Here is a 14,770-nt window from a genome sequence, read left to right on the forward strand (position 1 = left end):
TAATCGAACGCGCGGTGCTGAGCTTAACTCACACCGCGTTTCTTTTTGTACGGCAAGCCATCCATGAGCTTTAGCCGTCGCATTCAATAAGGAAGAAGTATGATCCACATTATTACAGGCAGCACGTTAGGTGGCGCAGAATACGTAGGGGATCACCTGAGTGATCTACTCAACGAGAATGGATTTGAAACAACGATCCACAACCAGCCTTCCCTCAGTGATATCGAAAATCAAGGTACGTGGTTGGTGATCACCTCTACACATGGAGCTGGTGAGTATCCTGATAATATCCAACCTTTTATCGCAGCATTACAAAATACACCGCCAAAAATGACTGATGTAAAATTTGCGGTGATTGCGATTGGTGACTCTAGCTACGATACGTTCTGTGCCGCTGGTCAACACGCTTATGATTTATTAGAGGATATTGGTGCAACCCCTCTCGCAGATTGCTTTAAAATCGATGTACTGAGCCATGATGTGCCAGAAGACGCCGCAGAAATGTGGTTAAAAGAGAATATCGAACGTTTTTAAACTCACGACTTTCCCTTCAACAGAGTCGAAATTCGGCTCTGTTTTCTCCCATGTGAATAACTCCCACCAAATTATTTTGTTTAACCGCTCAAAAACCAACCAAACAGACTGTGGATAACTACAATAAGATCCAGTGATTTTCCTTTAGTTATCCCAATAACAACTTTGATCAATTTCACCCCCTGTGTATAACCACCACTTTTGATCCCAGGTAATCCTCGATCTGATCCAATCATGATCACAAGATATGATCCAAAGAAGATCCATGATCTTGTTGATCATTTTTAGGTTATCCACAGAAACGGTCGATCCTAATAGTAGATCTAATAAAAGATCATATATATAGATCTTATATATATTTATCTTGAAGCTTAAAACGGATAAAACGAGAAAACGTTTTTCTCTCTGGCATAAAGCAGGTAAAATACGGCTCCTTTATCTGTCCATTAAATCCCTTTGAATACCTGAGGTCAGTTCATGCTTTATCACGAAAACTTTGACGTCATTGTTGTCGGTGGCGGACACGCAGGAACGGAAGCCGCGCTCGCATCTGCACGCACAGGACAAAAAACGCTTCTCCTTACCCATAACATCGATACATTAGGCCAGATGTCTTGTAATCCGGCGATCGGTGGTATTGGTAAAGGTCACTTAGTAAAAGAAGTAGATGCTATGGGCGGTTTGATGGCTGAAGCCATCGACCATGCAGGTATTCAGTTTCGTACACTAAATGCCTCCAAAGGTCCTGCAGTACGAGCAACTCGAGCTCAAGCCGATCGCGCTCTGTACAAAGCGTACGTTCGTAATGCATTAGAAAATGCGCCTAACTTAACGTTGTTCCAGCAATCAGTTGATGATCTGATTGTTGAACACGATCGCGCAGTTGGTGTGGTAACTCAAATGGGACTTCGCTTCCATGCGAAAGCCGTTGTGCTAACCGTGGGTACCTTCCTTGGTGGTAAGATCCACATAGGTATGGAAAGCTCGTCTGGTGGTCGTGCCGGGGATCCACCATCGATCGCATTAGCGGATCGACTGCGTGAACTGCCGTTCCGTGTGGATCGTTTAAAAACAGGTACTCCACCGCGCATTGATGCTCGTACTGTTGATTTTTCAGTGCTAGAAGCTCAGCACGGTGATAACCCAACGCCTGTATTCTCGTTCATGGGCAAACGTGAACAGCATCCGCGTCAGATTCCATGTTTCATCACCCACACCAATGAACAAACTCACGATGTGATCCGTAGTAACTTGGATCGCAGTCCAATGTACGCAGGTGTGATTGAAGGTATTGGTCCGCGTTACTGTCCGTCTATTGAAGACAAAGTGATGCGTTTCGCTGACAAAAACAGCCACCAAATCTTCATTGAGCCAGAAGGCCTAACAACGCACGAGTTATACCCTAATGGTATCTCGACCAGCTTGCCATTTGATGTGCAAGTACAAATCGTGCGCTCAATGAAAGGGTTTGAAAATGCACACATCGTTCGCCCAGGTTATGCGATTGAATACGATTTCTTCGATCCACGTGATTTGAAGCAAACGTACGAGACGAAGTTCATCCATGGTTTGTTCTTTGCTGGCCAGATTAATGGCACGACTGGCTACGAAGAAGCCGCAGCGCAAGGCTTGATGGCGGGCCTAAACGCAAGCTTGTTTAGCCAAGACAAAGAAGGCTGGAGCCCACGTCGTGACCAAGCTTACATGGGCGTGTTGATTGATGACTTATCGACCATGGGTACCAAAGAGCCGTACCGCATGTTCACTTCTCGTGCGGAATATCGCCTGCTACTTCGTGAAGATAATGCCGATTTGCGTTTAACGGAAAAAGCGCGCGAGCTAGGCTTGATTGATGATGTTCGTTGGGCTCGCTTTAACGAGAAAATCAACAATATGGAAACGGAGCGTCAGCGTTTGAAAGCAACGTGGATGAATCCGAAGTCAGAGGGTGTTGATGAGCTGAACAAGCTGCTGAAAACCCCAATGGCCCGTGAAGCGAGTGGTGAGGATCTTCTGCGTCGTCCAGAGATCACTTATTCGCAACTGACGCAACTTGAAGCGTTTGCTCCTGCACTTGAAGATCAGCAAGCGGCTGAGCAAGTTGAAATTCAAGTGAAATACGACGGTTACATCAAGCGTCAGCAGGAAGAGATCGAAAAATCACTGCGTCACGAAAATACCAAGTTACCTGCTGATTTGGATTACCGCGATGTAAAAGGTTTATCAAACGAAGTCGTTGCTAAACTGAGCGAGGCCAAACCAGAGAGCATCGGTATTGCATCACGCATTTCTGGTATTACGCCTGCTGCAATTTCTATTCTACTTGTTCACTTGAAAAAGCATGGTTTGCTGAAGAAAGGTGAGGAAGAATAATGAGCGCATTGCGAACAAAGCTGGATTCACTGATCGCGAAAACCGATTTGGAAGTGTCAGAACAGCAACGAGAGCAGTTAGTTGGTTATGTCGAACTGCTCGACAAATGGAACAAAGCGTACAATTTAACATCGGTACGTGATCCGCTTGATATGTTAGTGAAACATATTCTTGATAGTATCGTTGTAAGCGCACACCTGCCCGGTGAGCGCTTCATTGATGTTGGTACTGGTCCGGGGTTACCGGGCATCCCTTTGGCAATCATGAACCCTGAGAAAACCTTCTTTTTGCTCGACAGTCTTGGCAAACGCATCCGTTTTATCAAGCAAGTTGTGCACACATTAGGGCTGAAAAACGTGACACCAATTCAAAGTCGTGTCGAAGAATTCCAACCTGAAGAAAAATTTGATGGCGTTTTGAGTCGAGCTTTTGCTTCAATGATAGACATGGTGGAATGGTGCCACCATTTGCCGAAACAAGAGCACGGGGTGTTTCTAGCGCTGAAAGGACAGCACCCTAAAGATGAAATGGATCAGCTTCCTGAATGGTGCAGTGTGACAGAGATCATATCTTTGGCTGTTCCTGAGTTGGAAGGTGATCGTCATCTAGTAATCTTATCGCGCAAGGGAAATTAGCGAGGTAATCGTGGGTAAAATTGTAGCAATCGCCAACCAGAAAGGTGGGGTCGGCAAAACAACAACGTGCATTAACTTAGCGGCTTCGATGGCGGCAACAAAGCGCAAGGTTTTGGTGATCGATCTCGACCCGCAAGGCAATGCTACGATGGCCAGTGGCGTGGATAAGTATATGGTCGACGCCACCGCATACGATCTTTTGGTCGAAGATACACCGTTCGATCAAGTCGTTTGTACCCAAACAACAGGGAAGTATGATTTGATCGCGGCGAACGGCGACGTCACCGCGGCAGAAATCAAATTGATGGAAGTTTTCGCTCGTGAAGTGCGTCTAAAAAATGCATTGTCCTCAGTTCGCGATAACTATGATTTCATCTTTATTGATTGTCCTCCTTCTCTAAACCTTCTTACAATCAATGCGATGGCGGCAGCTGACTCTGTGCTGGTGCCGATGCAATGTGAATACTTTGCGTTAGAAGGTTTAACTGCTCTTATGGATACAATCAGCAAGTTAGCGGCTGTTGTGAATGAAAACCTCAAAATCGAAGGTTTATTGCGTACCATGTACGACCCACGCAACCGCTTATCGAATGAAGTATCCGATCAACTTAAAAAACACTTTGGGAATAAAGTTTACCGTACTGTCATTCCGCGTAATGTTCGTTTGGCTGAAGCACCAAGTCACGGTAAGCCTGCAATGTACTACGATAAGTACTCCGCAGGTGCCAAAGCGTATCTTGCTCTAGCGGGCGAAATGCTCCGCCGCGAAGAAATCCCAGTTTAACTCTAACCTAAGGAATTCAATCCCATGTCTAAGCGTGGTCTCGGAAAAGGACTGGATGCGTTATTGTCGACCAGTTCGTTTGCTCGTGAAAAACAGCATATTGCATCGCATAGCCAAGAATTATCGGCAGACGGTGAGTTAACCGATTTAGCGATTGGTCAATTGCAGCCGGGCGTATACCAACCGCGTAAAGACATGGCGCCTGAAGCGCTAGAAGAACTAGCGGCTTCGATTCAATCACAAGGCATTATTCAACCAATCGTGGTTCGCCAGGTCGAAAGTGGTCAGTTTGAGATCATCGCAGGTGAGCGCCGCTGGCGTGCTGCAAGGCAGGCGGGTTTAAAACGCGTGCCGTGTTTGGTGAAAAAAGTTGAAGATCGTGCCGCCATCGCCATGGCGTTGATTGAAAACATTCAACGTGAAGACTTGAATGTGATTGAGGAAGCCCAAGCGCTTGAGCGTCTACAAGATGAATTCACGCTGACACATCAGCAAGTGGCCGATGTGATTGGTAAATCAAGAACGACGGTGAGTAACCTATTACGTCTGAATCAGTTGGAAGTTGATGTAAAAGGTCTGGTTGCAGATAAAAAATTGGAAATGGGTCATGCTCGAGCTCTGTTAGCGTTAGAAGGCGAACAGCAAGTCGAAGTAGCTCAACAAGTGGCTAAGAAGCAAATGACTGTTCGCCAAACCGAACAGTTAGTAAAAAAGTGCTTAGCCCCACAAAATGAGCAAAAAGGGCAACAAGAGGATACCGAAGCCGAGCAAATGTCGCATAAATTGAGTCAGCTGCTTGATGCAAAAGTTTCTCTGACCCGTTCTGCAAACGGAAAAGCGAAATTGACGATAAGTCTTGATGAGCCTCACAAATTGGACCAACTAATTGCCAAGCTTGAGGCCTAGATGAGATAATTGATTTAGGTCAATTAATCTAATTAATCGAATTTTGTGCGAAAGTTGTCGTTTTGTAAACAAAACTGTAAGTTTTTGATGCAATCGAATTGCTTTACGTTGAACTGAACGTATAATTTTCGCCAATTTCCCAGCACAGAGAGTTAAGTGCGAAGTGGATATTACTAGAGGTACGAATACATGGTAGCTGCGTTAGCTAGACCAGGACGAGAGCTCGCAAGGCAATTGTTAATGATCCAGTCTGGCGCGGTTATTTTTGTGGCAGCAGGAATGGCGGTAGCCATAAATCCTGACTGGGGATTTTCAGCGCTGATTGGCGGAGGCATTTTTGTTGTTGCCAATGCAGTATTCGCGCTGTGTGCTTTCATGTTTAGTGGAGCTCGCGCTGCCAAGCGCATCGCTGCTTCCTTCTATACGGGTGAAGTACTGAAAATTCTCATCACGGTTGCACTGTTCTATGTTGCCTACATGTATATGCAGGTGGAACTTGTTCCCCTCAAACTAACCTATTTGCTGGTACTAGGTATTAATATCTGTGCACCAGTGCTATTCATTAACAACAAAAAATAGGATGAGTTATGGCTGCGCCAGGTGAAGCGCTAACATCGTCCGGTTACATTGCCCACCACCTTTCTAACCTATCGCTATACAAGTTGGGTTTAGTAGGGTCGGAGACAAGTTTCTGGAACGTACATATCGATAGCCTGTTTTTTTCTTGGTTTACTGGTTTAATCTTCCTCGGAATTTTTTACAAAGTAGCAAAGAGAACAACAGCGGGTGTACCGGGTAAGCTTCAGTGTGCTGTAGAAATGATCGTTGAATTTGTCGCCGATAACGTCAAAGACACGTTCCATGGACGCAACCCACTGATCGCGCCTTTAGCACTGACTATCTTTTGTTGGGTATTTTTGATGAACGTGATGGACTTAGTTCCTATCGACTTCTTACCATACCCAGCAGAGCATTGGCTAGGTATTCCTTACCTTAAGGTTGTACCGTCTGCTGATGTGAATATCACCATGGCTATGGCTCTAGGCGTTTTTGCATTGATGATTTACTACAGCATCAAAGTAAAAGGTCTAGGTGGATTCGCAAAAGAACTTGCACTACATCCATTCAATCACCCACTGATGATTCCGTTTAACCTACTAATTGAAGTGGTATCGCTATTAGCGAAACCTCTATCACTTGGTATGCGTCTATTCGGTAACATGTTCGCGGGTGAGGTTGTATTCATTCTTTGTGCGGCAATGCTACCATGGTACTTACAATGGATGGGTTCACTACCGTGGGCAATCTTCCATATCTTGGTTATTACGATTCAAGCCTTCGTATTCATGATGTTGACAATTGTTTACCTGTCAATGGCACACGAAGATCCTGATCATTAATTTTTTTAAAGCTTTTTATTTGGGCACTAAGCCAACAACTATAAATTGGAGATAGTAATGGAAACTTTACTGAGCTTTTCTGCAATCGCCGTAGGTATTATCGTCGGTCTTGCTTCTCTTGGTACAGCGATTGGTTTCGCACTGCTAGGTGGTAAATTCCTAGAAGGTGCTGCACGTCAACCAGAAATGGCTCCTATGCTACAAGTTAAGATGTTCATCATCGCGGGTCTACTTGATGCGGTTCCAATGATCGGTATCGTAATCGCGCTACTATTCACTTTCGCAAACCCATTCGTTGGTCAACTAGGTTAATCACCTTTAACTCGGGACGGGCGATTATCGCTTGTCACTGATTAACACTAAGTCCAAATAGAGGGGTAGCTGTTGTGAACATAAACGCAACTCTGCTAGGTCAAGCAATCTCGTTCGCACTATTTGTGTGGTTCTGCATGAAGTATGTATGGCCACCATTGATGCAAGCGATCGAAGAGCGTCAGAAGAAAATTGCTGATGGTCTTCAAGCAGCAGAACGTGCTGCGAAAGACTTGGATCTAGCACAAGCCAACGCTTCTGATCAATTGAAAGAAGCGAAGCGCACAGCAACTGAGATCATCGAACAAGCGAACAAGCGTAAGTCTCAAATTCTTGATGAAGCTCGCGAGGAAGCTCAGGCAGAACGCCAGAAAATCCTAGCGCAAGCAGAAGCAGAACTTGAAGCTGAACGCAATCGTGCACGCGATGAGCTGCGCAAACAAGTTGCTACTCTGGCTGTAGCTGGTGCTGAGAAAATCCTTGAGCGTTCTATCGATAAAGATGCGCAAAAAGATATTCTCGACAACATTACTGCAAAACTTTAAGTCTGGGGGCGCATATGTCTGATTTGACTACTATCGCACGCCCCTATGCTAAAGCAGCCTTCGACTTTGCTTTAGAGAAAGACCAGTTGGACCAATGGGGCCAAATGTTATCTTTTGCTGCTGAAGTGGCCAAAAACGAACAAATGAACGAACTACTAACGGGTTCGGTTTCTGCTGACAAAATGGCAGAAATTTTTGTTGCAGTTTGCGGCGAACAAGTTGATGCGCACGGTCAAAACCTTTTGAAGGTAATGGCTGAGAATGGTCGTTTAGCGGCCCTTCCTGATGTTTGCACGGAGTTTTTTACTCTGAAAAAAGAACATGAGAAAGAAATTGATGTTGAAGTAATTTCAGCAACAGAGCTTTCTGATGAACAACTTGCAAACATTGGCAGCAAACTTGAAAAGCGTCTTGAACGCAAAGTGAAGCTGAATTGCAGTGTAGATGAGACCCTACTTGGTGGGGTTATTATTCGAGCCGGAGACCTAGTCATCGATGACTCAGCGCGTGGTCGTTTGAACCGCCTGAGCGATGCATTGCAGTCTTAATGGGGATTGGAGCATGCAACTTAATTCCACGGAAATTAGCGATCTGATCAAACAACGTATCGAATCTTTCGAAGTTGTTAGTGAAGCTCGCAACGAGGGTACTATCGTATCGGTAAGCGATGGTATCATCCGCATCCACGGCCTAGCGGACGTGATGCAAGGTGAAATGATTGAATTACCGGGTGGCCGTTATGCACTGGCACTTAACCTTGAGCGTGACTCGGTTGGTGCGGTTGTAATGGGCCCATATGCTGACCTTAAGGAAGGCATGAAAGTTACAGGTACTGGCCGCATTCTTGAAGTGCCAGTTGGTCCAGAACTACTAGGCCGCGTAGTAAACACGCTGGGTGAGCCTATCGATGGTAAAGGTCCAATCGAAGCGAAAATGACTTCGCCTGTAGAAGTGATCGCACCAGGTGTAATCGACCGTAAATCGGTAGACCAACCTGTGCAAACTGGTTATAAGTCAGTTGACTCAATGATCCCAATCGGTCGTGGTCAGCGTGAGCTTATCATCGGTGACCGTCAGATTGGTAAAACAGCACTGGCGATCGACGCGATCATCAACCAGAAAGACTCTGGTATTTTCTCTATCTACGTAGCAATCGGTCAGAAAGCATCGACTATCGCTAACGTTGTTCGCAAACTAGAAGAGCACGGCGCACTACAAAATACTATCGTTGTAGTTGCATCAGCTTCTGAATCTGCAGCGCTTCAATACCTAGCGCCTTACGCAGGTTGTGCGATGGGTGAATACTTCCGCGATCGCGGTGAAGACGCACTGATTGTTTACGATGATCTATCTAAGCAAGCGGTAGCTTACCGTCAGATCTCTCTACTACTTAAACGTCCACCAGGCCGTGAGGCATTCCCAGGTGACGTATTCTACTTACACTCGCGTCTACTAGAGCGTGCAGCTCGTGTAAACGAAGAGTACGTAGAGCGTTTCACTAACGGTGAAGTGAAAGGTAAGACTGGTTCTTTGACTGCTCTTCCTATCATCGAAACTCAAGCAGGTGACGTTTCAGCATTCGTACCGACTAACGTAATCTCGATTACCGATGGTCAGATCTTCCTACAAACTGAGCTATTCAACGCTGGTGTTCGTCCAGCTGTTGACCCTGGTATCTCAGTATCTCGTGTAGGTGGTTCAGCTCAGACGAAAATCATCAAGAAACTATCAGGTGGTATCCGTACAGCACTAGCTGCATACCGTGAACTAGCGGCATTTGCTCAGTTCTCTTCTGACCTTGATGACGCAACGAAGAAACAGCTAGACCATGGTCAAAAAGTTACAGAACTAATGAAGCAGAAGCAGTACGCTCCAATGTCTGTATTTGACCAAGCTCTAACTATCTTCGCGGCAGAGCGCGGTTACCTTGATGATGTAGAACTTAACAAAGTTCTAGATTTCGAGGCGGCTCTACTATCGTACGCTCGCGGTCAATACGCTGAACTAGCAGCTGAGATCGACAAGTCTGGCGCTTACAACGATGAAATCGAAGCTCAGTTGAAGAAACTGACTGACGACTTCAAAGCAACCCAAACTTGGTAATTAGGTCGGTGGCAGTTTCTGCCACCAACTAACGGAGAGTAACGATGGCCGGCGCAAAAGAGATACGTAATAAAATCGGTAGTGTTAAAAGCACTCAGAAAATTACGAAAGCGATGGAAATGGTAGCAGCTTCAAAAATGCGTCGTTCTCAAGATGCAATGGAAGCTTCTCGTCCATACGCTGAAACAATGCGTAAAGTGATCGGTCATGTGGCTAACGCAAACCTAGAGTACCGTCATCCGTACCTAGAAGAGCGTGAAGCTAAACGTGTTGGTTACATCATCGTTTCGACAGACCGTGGTCTGTGTGGTGGTTTGAACATTAACGTGTTCAAAAAAGCCGTTACAGACATGCAAGCATGGAGAGAGAAAGGTGCTGAGATTGAGCTAGCCGTTGTTGGCTCAAAAGCAACAGCTTTCTTTAAACATGGTGGCGCAAAAGTTGCGGCACAGGTTTCTGGTCTTGGAGATAATCCAAGCCTACAAGACCTAATCGGCTCTGTTGGCGTAATGCTGAAGAAATACGATGAAGGTGAACTGGACCGTCTATATGTAGTATTCAACAAGTTTGTAAATACTATGGTTCAGCAACCAACGATCGATCAATTGCTACCTTTGCCTAAATCGGACAGCGAAGAGATGCAGCGTGAGCATTCATGGGACTACATCTATGAGCCTGAACCAAAACCTCTACTGGATACGCTATTAGTGCGTTACGTAGAGTCTCAGGTATACCAAGGTGTGGTTGAGAACCTTGCTTGTGAGCAAGCGGCTCGAATGATTGCGATGAAGGCTGCAACGGATAACGCAACCAGTTTGATTGACGATTTGGAACTTGTGTACAACAAAGCCCGTCAGGCTGCGATTACACAAGAACTATCAGAAATCGTTGGTGGTGCAGCTGCGGTTTAAGCTTAGGTAAAACGAAATAGTTTAGAGGATTAACGATGGCTACAGGTAAGATCGTACAGATCATCGGTGCGGTAGTCGACGTAGAGTTCCCACAGAGCGATGTACCTAGTGTATATGACGCTCTAAACGTAACGGACTCAAAAGAGCGTCTAGTTCTTGAAGTTCAACAACAGCTAGGCGGTGGCGTAGTTCGTTGTATCGTAATGGGTAGCTCTGATGGTTTACGTCGTGGAGTAGAAGTGGTTAACACTGGCGCTCCAATTTCAGTACCAGTAGGTACTAAAACTCTAGGTCGTATCATGAACGTCCTAGGTGACGCGATTGACGAGCGTGGTGAAGTGGGTGCGGAAGAGGTTTACTCTATCCACCGTAGTGCACCAAGCTACGAAGAGCAATCAAACGAAATTGCACTTCTAGAAACGGGCGTTAAAGTAATCGACCTAATTTGTCCATTCGCTAAGGGTGGTAAAATCGGTCTATTCGGTGGTGCAGGTGTAGGTAAGACCGTTAACATGATGGAACTTATCAACAACATCGCACTACAGCACTCAGGTCTATCAGTATTTGCTGGTGTTGGTGAGCGTACTCGTGAAGGTAACGATTTCTACTACGAGATGCAGGAAGCGGGCGTTGTAAACGTTGAGAAGCCTGAAGAATCAAAAGTAGCGATGGTTTACGGTCAGATGAACGAGCCACCAGGTAACCGTCTACGTGTTGCACTGACTGGTCTAACAATGGCAGAGCGTTTCCGTGACGAAGGTCGTGACGTACTACTGTTCATTGATAACATCTACCGTTACACACTTGCAGGTACAGAGGTATCAGCACTACTAGGTCGTATGCCTTCTGCGGTAGGTTACCAGCCAACTCTTGCAGAAGAGATGGGTGTACTTCAGGAGCGTATCACGTCAACGAAATCAGGTTCTATCACGTCTGTACAGGCAGTATACGTACCTGCGGATGACTTGACTGACCCGTCTCCAGCAACAACGTTCGCGCACTTGGATGCAACGGTTGTACTTAACCGTAACATCGCTGCAATGGGTCTATACCCTGCGATCGACCCGCTAGATTCAACATCTCGTATGCTTGATCCACTAGTCGTTGGTCAAGATCACTACGAAGTTGCTCGTGGTGTTCAGCAGACTCTTCAGCGCTACAAAGAGCTGAAAGATATCATTGCTATCCTAGGTATGGACGAGCTATCTGAAGAAGATAAGCAAGTTGTATCTCGTGCACGTAAGATTGAGCGTTTCCTAACTCAGCCTTACCACGTAGCAGAAGTATTTACTGGTGACCCTGGTATTTACGTACCTCTAAAAGAGACTCTACGTGGCTTTAAAGGTCTACTAGCTGGTGAATACGACGACATTCCTGAGCAGGCATTTATGTACTGCGGTAGCATCGACGATGCTATTGAGAATGCGAAGAAGCTATAAGGCTAACTAGGAGGCGATATGGCAGCAATAACCTTTCACCTAGACGTAGTAAGCGCTGAGAAGAAAATCTTCTCTGGTCGTGTTGAAACGTTTCAGGTGACCGGTAGCGAAGGTGAACTTGGTATTTTCCATGGTCACACACCGCTGCTGACCGCTATCAAGCCTGGTATGGTGCGTATTGTGAAACAGCACGGCCACGAAGAAATTATTTATGTTTCTGGTGGTATGGTAGAGATTCAGCCTGGTACAGCGACTGTACTAGCTGATACAGCTATCCGTGGTGAAGAGCTAGACGCAGCGAAGGCAGAAGAAGCCAAACGCCGCGCTGAGGAGCAAATCCAGAATCAGCATGGTGACATGGACTTCGCACAAGCGGCCAGTGAACTGGCTAAAGCCATTGCTCAGCTACGAGTTATCGAGCTGACAAAAAAGCGTCGCTAAGCTCAATTAGCAACGTTGCATGAAAAAAGGCGGCCAATTGGTCGCCTTTTTGATTAATTTTAGTTGGAAATTTACCTTACTCCATTAACTATTTTAAAAGAGCTGTTTAAAATAACGGCCAATTAACATAAAACGTCAATAGGTTATCAATGAAATTCAGTGCTGTGATTCTTGCAGCGGGTAAAGGTACCCGTATGCATTCGAACATGCCTAAGGTGCTACACACTTTGGCAGGTAAGCCAATGGCAAAACATGTGATTGATACATGTACAGGTCTAGGTGCACAAAATATCCACTTGGTCTTTGGCCACGGTGGTGATCAAATGCAAACCACTCTTGCAGAAGAGCCTGTAAATTGGGTGCTTCAAGCGGAGCAGTTAGGGACAGGTCATGCGGTTGATCAAGCGTCTCCGAAGTTTGAAGACGATGAAAAAGTACTGGTGCTTTACGGTGATGTTCCACTGATTTCAGCTGAAACGATTGAAAACCTATTAGATGCACAGCCAACAGGCGGTATTGCACTACTAACAGTGATTCTAGATAACCCGACAGGCTACGGTCGTATTATCCGTAAGAATGGTCCTGTTGTTGCGATCGTTGAGCAAAAAGATGCAACAGAAGAACAAAAACAAATTAAAGAGATCAACACTGGCGTGATGGTTGCGACTGGTGGGGATCTTAAGCGTTGGTTGTCTGGCTTAAACAACAACAACGCACAAGGCGAATACTACCTAACTGACGTTATTGCAGCTGCACACGATGAAGGTCGTGCCGTTGAGGCAGTACACCCAGTCAATGCCATTGAGGTGGAAGGGGTCAACGACCGCGCACAGCTTGCTCGTCTAGAGCGTGCTTTCCAGTCAATGCAAGCTCAGAAACTACTAGAGCAAGGTGTCATGCTACGCGATCCAGCACGCTTTGATTTGCGTGGTGAGTTACAGTGCGGTATGGACTGTGAAATCGACGTGAATGTTATCATCGAAGGTAAAGTTTCACTGGGTGATAACGTGGTTATCGGTGCGGGTTGTGTACTGAAAGATTGTGAAATCGACGACAACACCATCGTTCGCCCTTACAGTGTGATTGAAGGTGCAACGGTTGGTGAAGAATGTACGGTTGGTCCATTTACTCGCCTTCGTCCTGGTGCTGAAATGCGTAACGATTCCCATGTGGGTAACTTCGTTGAAGTGAAAAATGCGCGCATCGGAGAAGGTTCAAAAGCGAACCACCTAACTTACTTAGGTGATGCAGAGATCGGTCAACGTACTAACATCGGTGCAGGTACTATCACTTGTAACTACGATGGTGCGAACAAGTTTAAAACTATCATCGGTAATGATGTTTTTGTTGGTTCTGATAGCCAGCTGGTGGCGCCTGTCACTATCGCTGATGGCGCAACCATCGGTGCAGGCACGACACTAACAAAAGATGTTGAAGAAGGTGAGTTAGTAATTACTCGCGTCAAAGAGCGCAAAATTACTGGCTGGCAGCGTCCTGTAAAACAGAAATAAGCAATACCTGCACTCTATCGCTATATTGTCAAAGCCGTTCAACAAGAGCGGCTTTGTTGTTTCTAGCTCAGGCTTCATCGTTAGTAACTAGGAATAGCAATACGGTTTTCGAGCCAACGAACGGCTTGAGATACAAATAGGATGAGTAACAAGTACTCCAAAACGAGGAAGGTATAAATCTCTAAGGGTAAGTACTCATTCACCACCAGCTCATTAGCACGGCGAGTGAGATCGCTTAAACCAATCACGCTGACTAAAGAACTCATCTTGAGAATGTAGACAAATTGATTGCCCAGTGGAGGGAGGATTTGTCGAAATGCTTGGGGAAGAATTACCAAGCGCATCTTTTGCCAATAGCTTAAGCCCAAAGATTCAGCCGCTTCATGTTGGCCACGGCTGATAGCTTGTATCCCACCGCGAAACACTTCCGCCATAAACGCACTCTCAGCGATAGTCAGTGCAATAACACCCGCCCAAAAGTGATTGAGTGAGACATCCAATAGTGTAGGCATGCCGTAATACACCCAAAGTAGTAAGACTAAAACTGGCACTGAACGGATCACCTCGACATAAATACGGTTTATCCACTTCAGAGAGGCAGAGTCCGACAGAGCGGGTAAGGCAACGATCAGGCCCAAGCTCATCGCAAATAACATACTGAGGAGTGATACCTGAATGGTGTCATTAAACCCAGCGATTAAAAACTTTAGATTGGTGAGCCCTTGATCCGTCGAAGGGTCAAGTACATACCAGCCCCATTGATAATCAGAACAACCAGTGAGTAATAGCAGTGAAAACAGCCATAGAGTTCGAAACGTCACATTTACTCCCTGAATTAACTAAAAAACTTCCTTTGTTACTGCTATGTTATCAGTA

16 protein-coding genes are annotated in these 14,770 nt (G+C 45.7%); 15 read left to right on the forward strand and 1 reads right to left on the reverse strand.

Going from position 1 to position 14,770, the window contains the following annotated elements:
* The first annotated feature begins 99 nt into the window (after positions 1 to 99).
* The 15 genes from mioC to glmU all read left to right on the forward strand — a co-directional run bounded on the left by mioC (position 100) and on the right by glmU (position 13,894).
* Positions 100 to 534 (forward strand): FMN-binding protein MioC, encoded by a 435-nt coding sequence (gene mioC, locus KI742_RS19665; protein WP_005378900.1) that lies wholly within the window; start codon positions 100 to 102, stop codon positions 532 to 534.
* Positions 535 to 1,011: 477 nt separating this feature from the next.
* Positions 1,012 to 2,907, forward strand: a complete 1,896-nt coding sequence (gene mnmG, locus KI742_RS19670) for a tRNA uridine-5-carboxymethylaminomethyl(34) synthesis enzyme MnmG (RefSeq protein ID WP_213880794.1) — start codon at positions 1,012 to 1,014, stop codon at positions 2,905 to 2,907.
* Complete coding sequence (gene rsmG / locus KI742_RS19675) at positions 2,907 to 3,542, forward strand: 16S rRNA (guanine(527)-N(7))-methyltransferase RsmG (RefSeq protein WP_206225441.1); 636 nt, start codon at positions 2,907 to 2,909, stop codon at positions 3,540 to 3,542. Before mnmG ends, rsmG begins: the two co-directional genes overlap by 1 nt.
* Before the next feature lie 10 nt (positions 3,543 to 3,552).
* Complete coding sequence (locus KI742_RS19680) at positions 3,553 to 4,326, forward strand: ParA family protein (RefSeq protein ID WP_005383838.1); 774 nt, start codon at positions 3,553 to 3,555, stop codon at positions 4,324 to 4,326.
* 24 nt (positions 4,327 to 4,350) lie between these two features.
* On the forward strand, positions 4,351 to 5,232 hold the full coding sequence (locus KI742_RS19685; protein WP_017821562.1) for a ParB/RepB/Spo0J family partition protein: 882 nt from the start codon (positions 4,351 to 4,353) through the stop codon (positions 5,230 to 5,232).
* Between the two features lie 189 nt (positions 5,233 to 5,421).
* The gene (locus KI742_RS19690; RefSeq protein WP_005378921.1) at positions 5,422 to 5,811 is read left to right on the forward strand and encodes a F0F1 ATP synthase subunit I; all 390 of its coding nucleotides are present in this window, start codon (positions 5,422 to 5,424) and stop codon (positions 5,809 to 5,811) included.
* Positions 5,812 to 5,819: 8 nt separating this feature from the next.
* Positions 5,820 to 6,632: a F0F1 ATP synthase subunit A gene (atpB, locus tag KI742_RS19695; protein ID WP_005378922.1), complete on the forward strand. Its 813-nt coding sequence runs from the start codon at positions 5,820 to 5,822 to the stop codon at positions 6,630 to 6,632.
* 57 nt (positions 6,633 to 6,689) lie between these two features.
* Complete coding sequence (gene atpE, locus KI742_RS19700) at positions 6,690 to 6,944, forward strand: F0F1 ATP synthase subunit C (RefSeq protein ID WP_002540812.1); 255 nt, start codon at positions 6,690 to 6,692, stop codon at positions 6,942 to 6,944.
* A 74-nt stretch (positions 6,945 to 7,018) separates the two neighbouring features.
* Complete coding sequence (gene atpF / locus KI742_RS19705) at positions 7,019 to 7,489, forward strand: F0F1 ATP synthase subunit B (RefSeq protein WP_005378929.1); 471 nt, start codon at positions 7,019 to 7,021, stop codon at positions 7,487 to 7,489.
* Positions 7,490 to 7,503: 14 nt separating this feature from the next.
* A complete protein-coding gene (gene atpH, locus KI742_RS19710; RefSeq protein ID WP_017635596.1) occupies positions 7,504 to 8,037 on the forward strand; it encodes a F0F1 ATP synthase subunit delta in 534 nt (177 codons plus the stop codon).
* 13 nt (positions 8,038 to 8,050) lie between these two features.
* On the forward strand, positions 8,051 to 9,592 hold the full coding sequence (atpA, locus tag KI742_RS19715) for a F0F1 ATP synthase subunit alpha (RefSeq protein ID WP_005378931.1): 1,542 nt from the start codon (positions 8,051 to 8,053) through the stop codon (positions 9,590 to 9,592).
* Positions 9,593 to 9,636: 44 nt separating this feature from the next.
* Positions 9,637 to 10,503 (forward strand): F0F1 ATP synthase subunit gamma, encoded by an 867-nt coding sequence (gene atpG / locus KI742_RS19720; RefSeq protein WP_005378932.1) that lies wholly within the window; start codon positions 9,637 to 9,639, stop codon positions 10,501 to 10,503.
* Positions 10,504 to 10,538: 35 nt separating this feature from the next.
* Positions 10,539 to 11,942, forward strand: a complete 1,404-nt coding sequence (gene atpD / locus KI742_RS19725; protein ID WP_005378933.1) for a F0F1 ATP synthase subunit beta — start codon at positions 10,539 to 10,541, stop codon at positions 11,940 to 11,942.
* 18 nt (positions 11,943 to 11,960) lie between these two features.
* Positions 11,961 to 12,383, forward strand: a complete 423-nt coding sequence (locus tag KI742_RS19730) for a F0F1 ATP synthase subunit epsilon (RefSeq protein WP_005378937.1) — start codon at positions 11,961 to 11,963, stop codon at positions 12,381 to 12,383.
* 149 nt (positions 12,384 to 12,532) lie between these two features.
* A complete protein-coding gene (glmU, locus tag KI742_RS19735) occupies positions 12,533 to 13,894 on the forward strand; it encodes a bifunctional UDP-N-acetylglucosamine diphosphorylase/glucosamine-1-phosphate N-acetyltransferase GlmU (RefSeq protein WP_053304044.1) in 1,362 nt (453 codons plus the stop codon).
* A gap of 80 nt (positions 13,895 to 13,974) precedes the next feature.
* Here glmU and KI742_RS19740 read toward each other — a convergent pair whose 3' ends face one another.
* On the reverse strand, positions 13,975 to 14,715 hold the full coding sequence (locus KI742_RS19740; RefSeq protein WP_064354428.1) for an amino acid ABC transporter permease: 741 nt from the start codon (positions 14,713 to 14,715) through the stop codon (positions 13,975 to 13,977).
* Between the last annotated feature and the right edge of the window lie 55 nt (positions 14,716 to 14,770).

The organism is Vibrio sp. D417a (assembly GCF_030248595.1).
Classification (GTDB): domain Bacteria; phylum Pseudomonadota; class Gammaproteobacteria; order Enterobacterales; family Vibrionaceae; genus Vibrio; species Vibrio alginolyticus.

Bases quoted from the DNA above. Each gene is read 5' to 3' on its own strand.
- mioC (WP_005378900.1), top strand. From the start codon at position 100: ATGATCCACATTATTACAGGCAGCACGTTAGGTGGCGCAGAATACGTA.
- mnmG (WP_213880794.1), top strand. From the start codon at position 1,012: ATGCTTTATCACGAAAACTTTGACGTCATTGTTGTCGGTGGCGGACAC.
- rsmG (WP_206225441.1), top strand. From the start codon at position 2,907: ATGAGCGCATTGCGAACAAAGCTGGATTCACTGATCGCGAAAACCGAT.
- KI742_RS19685 (WP_017821562.1), top strand. From the start codon at position 4,351: ATGTCTAAGCGTGGTCTCGGAAAAGGACTGGATGCGTTATTGTCGACC.
- KI742_RS19690 (WP_005378921.1), top strand. From the start codon at position 5,422: ATGGTAGCTGCGTTAGCTAGACCAGGACGAGAGCTCGCAAGGCAATTG.
- atpB (WP_005378922.1), top strand. From the start codon at position 5,820: ATGGCTGCGCCAGGTGAAGCGCTAACATCGTCCGGTTACATTGCCCAC.
- atpE (WP_002540812.1), top strand. From the start codon at position 6,690: ATGGAAACTTTACTGAGCTTTTCTGCAATCGCCGTAGGTATTATCGTC.
- atpH (WP_017635596.1), top strand. From the start codon at position 7,504: ATGTCTGATTTGACTACTATCGCACGCCCCTATGCTAAAGCAGCCTTC.
- atpA (WP_005378931.1), top strand. From the start codon at position 8,051: ATGCAACTTAATTCCACGGAAATTAGCGATCTGATCAAACAACGTATC.
- atpG (WP_005378932.1), top strand. From the start codon at position 9,637: ATGGCCGGCGCAAAAGAGATACGTAATAAAATCGGTAGTGTTAAAAGC.
- atpD (WP_005378933.1), top strand. From the start codon at position 10,539: ATGGCTACAGGTAAGATCGTACAGATCATCGGTGCGGTAGTCGACGTA.
- KI742_RS19730 (WP_005378937.1), top strand. From the start codon at position 11,961: ATGGCAGCAATAACCTTTCACCTAGACGTAGTAAGCGCTGAGAAGAAA.
- glmU (WP_053304044.1), top strand. From the start codon at position 12,533: ATGAAATTCAGTGCTGTGATTCTTGCAGCGGGTAAAGGTACCCGTATG.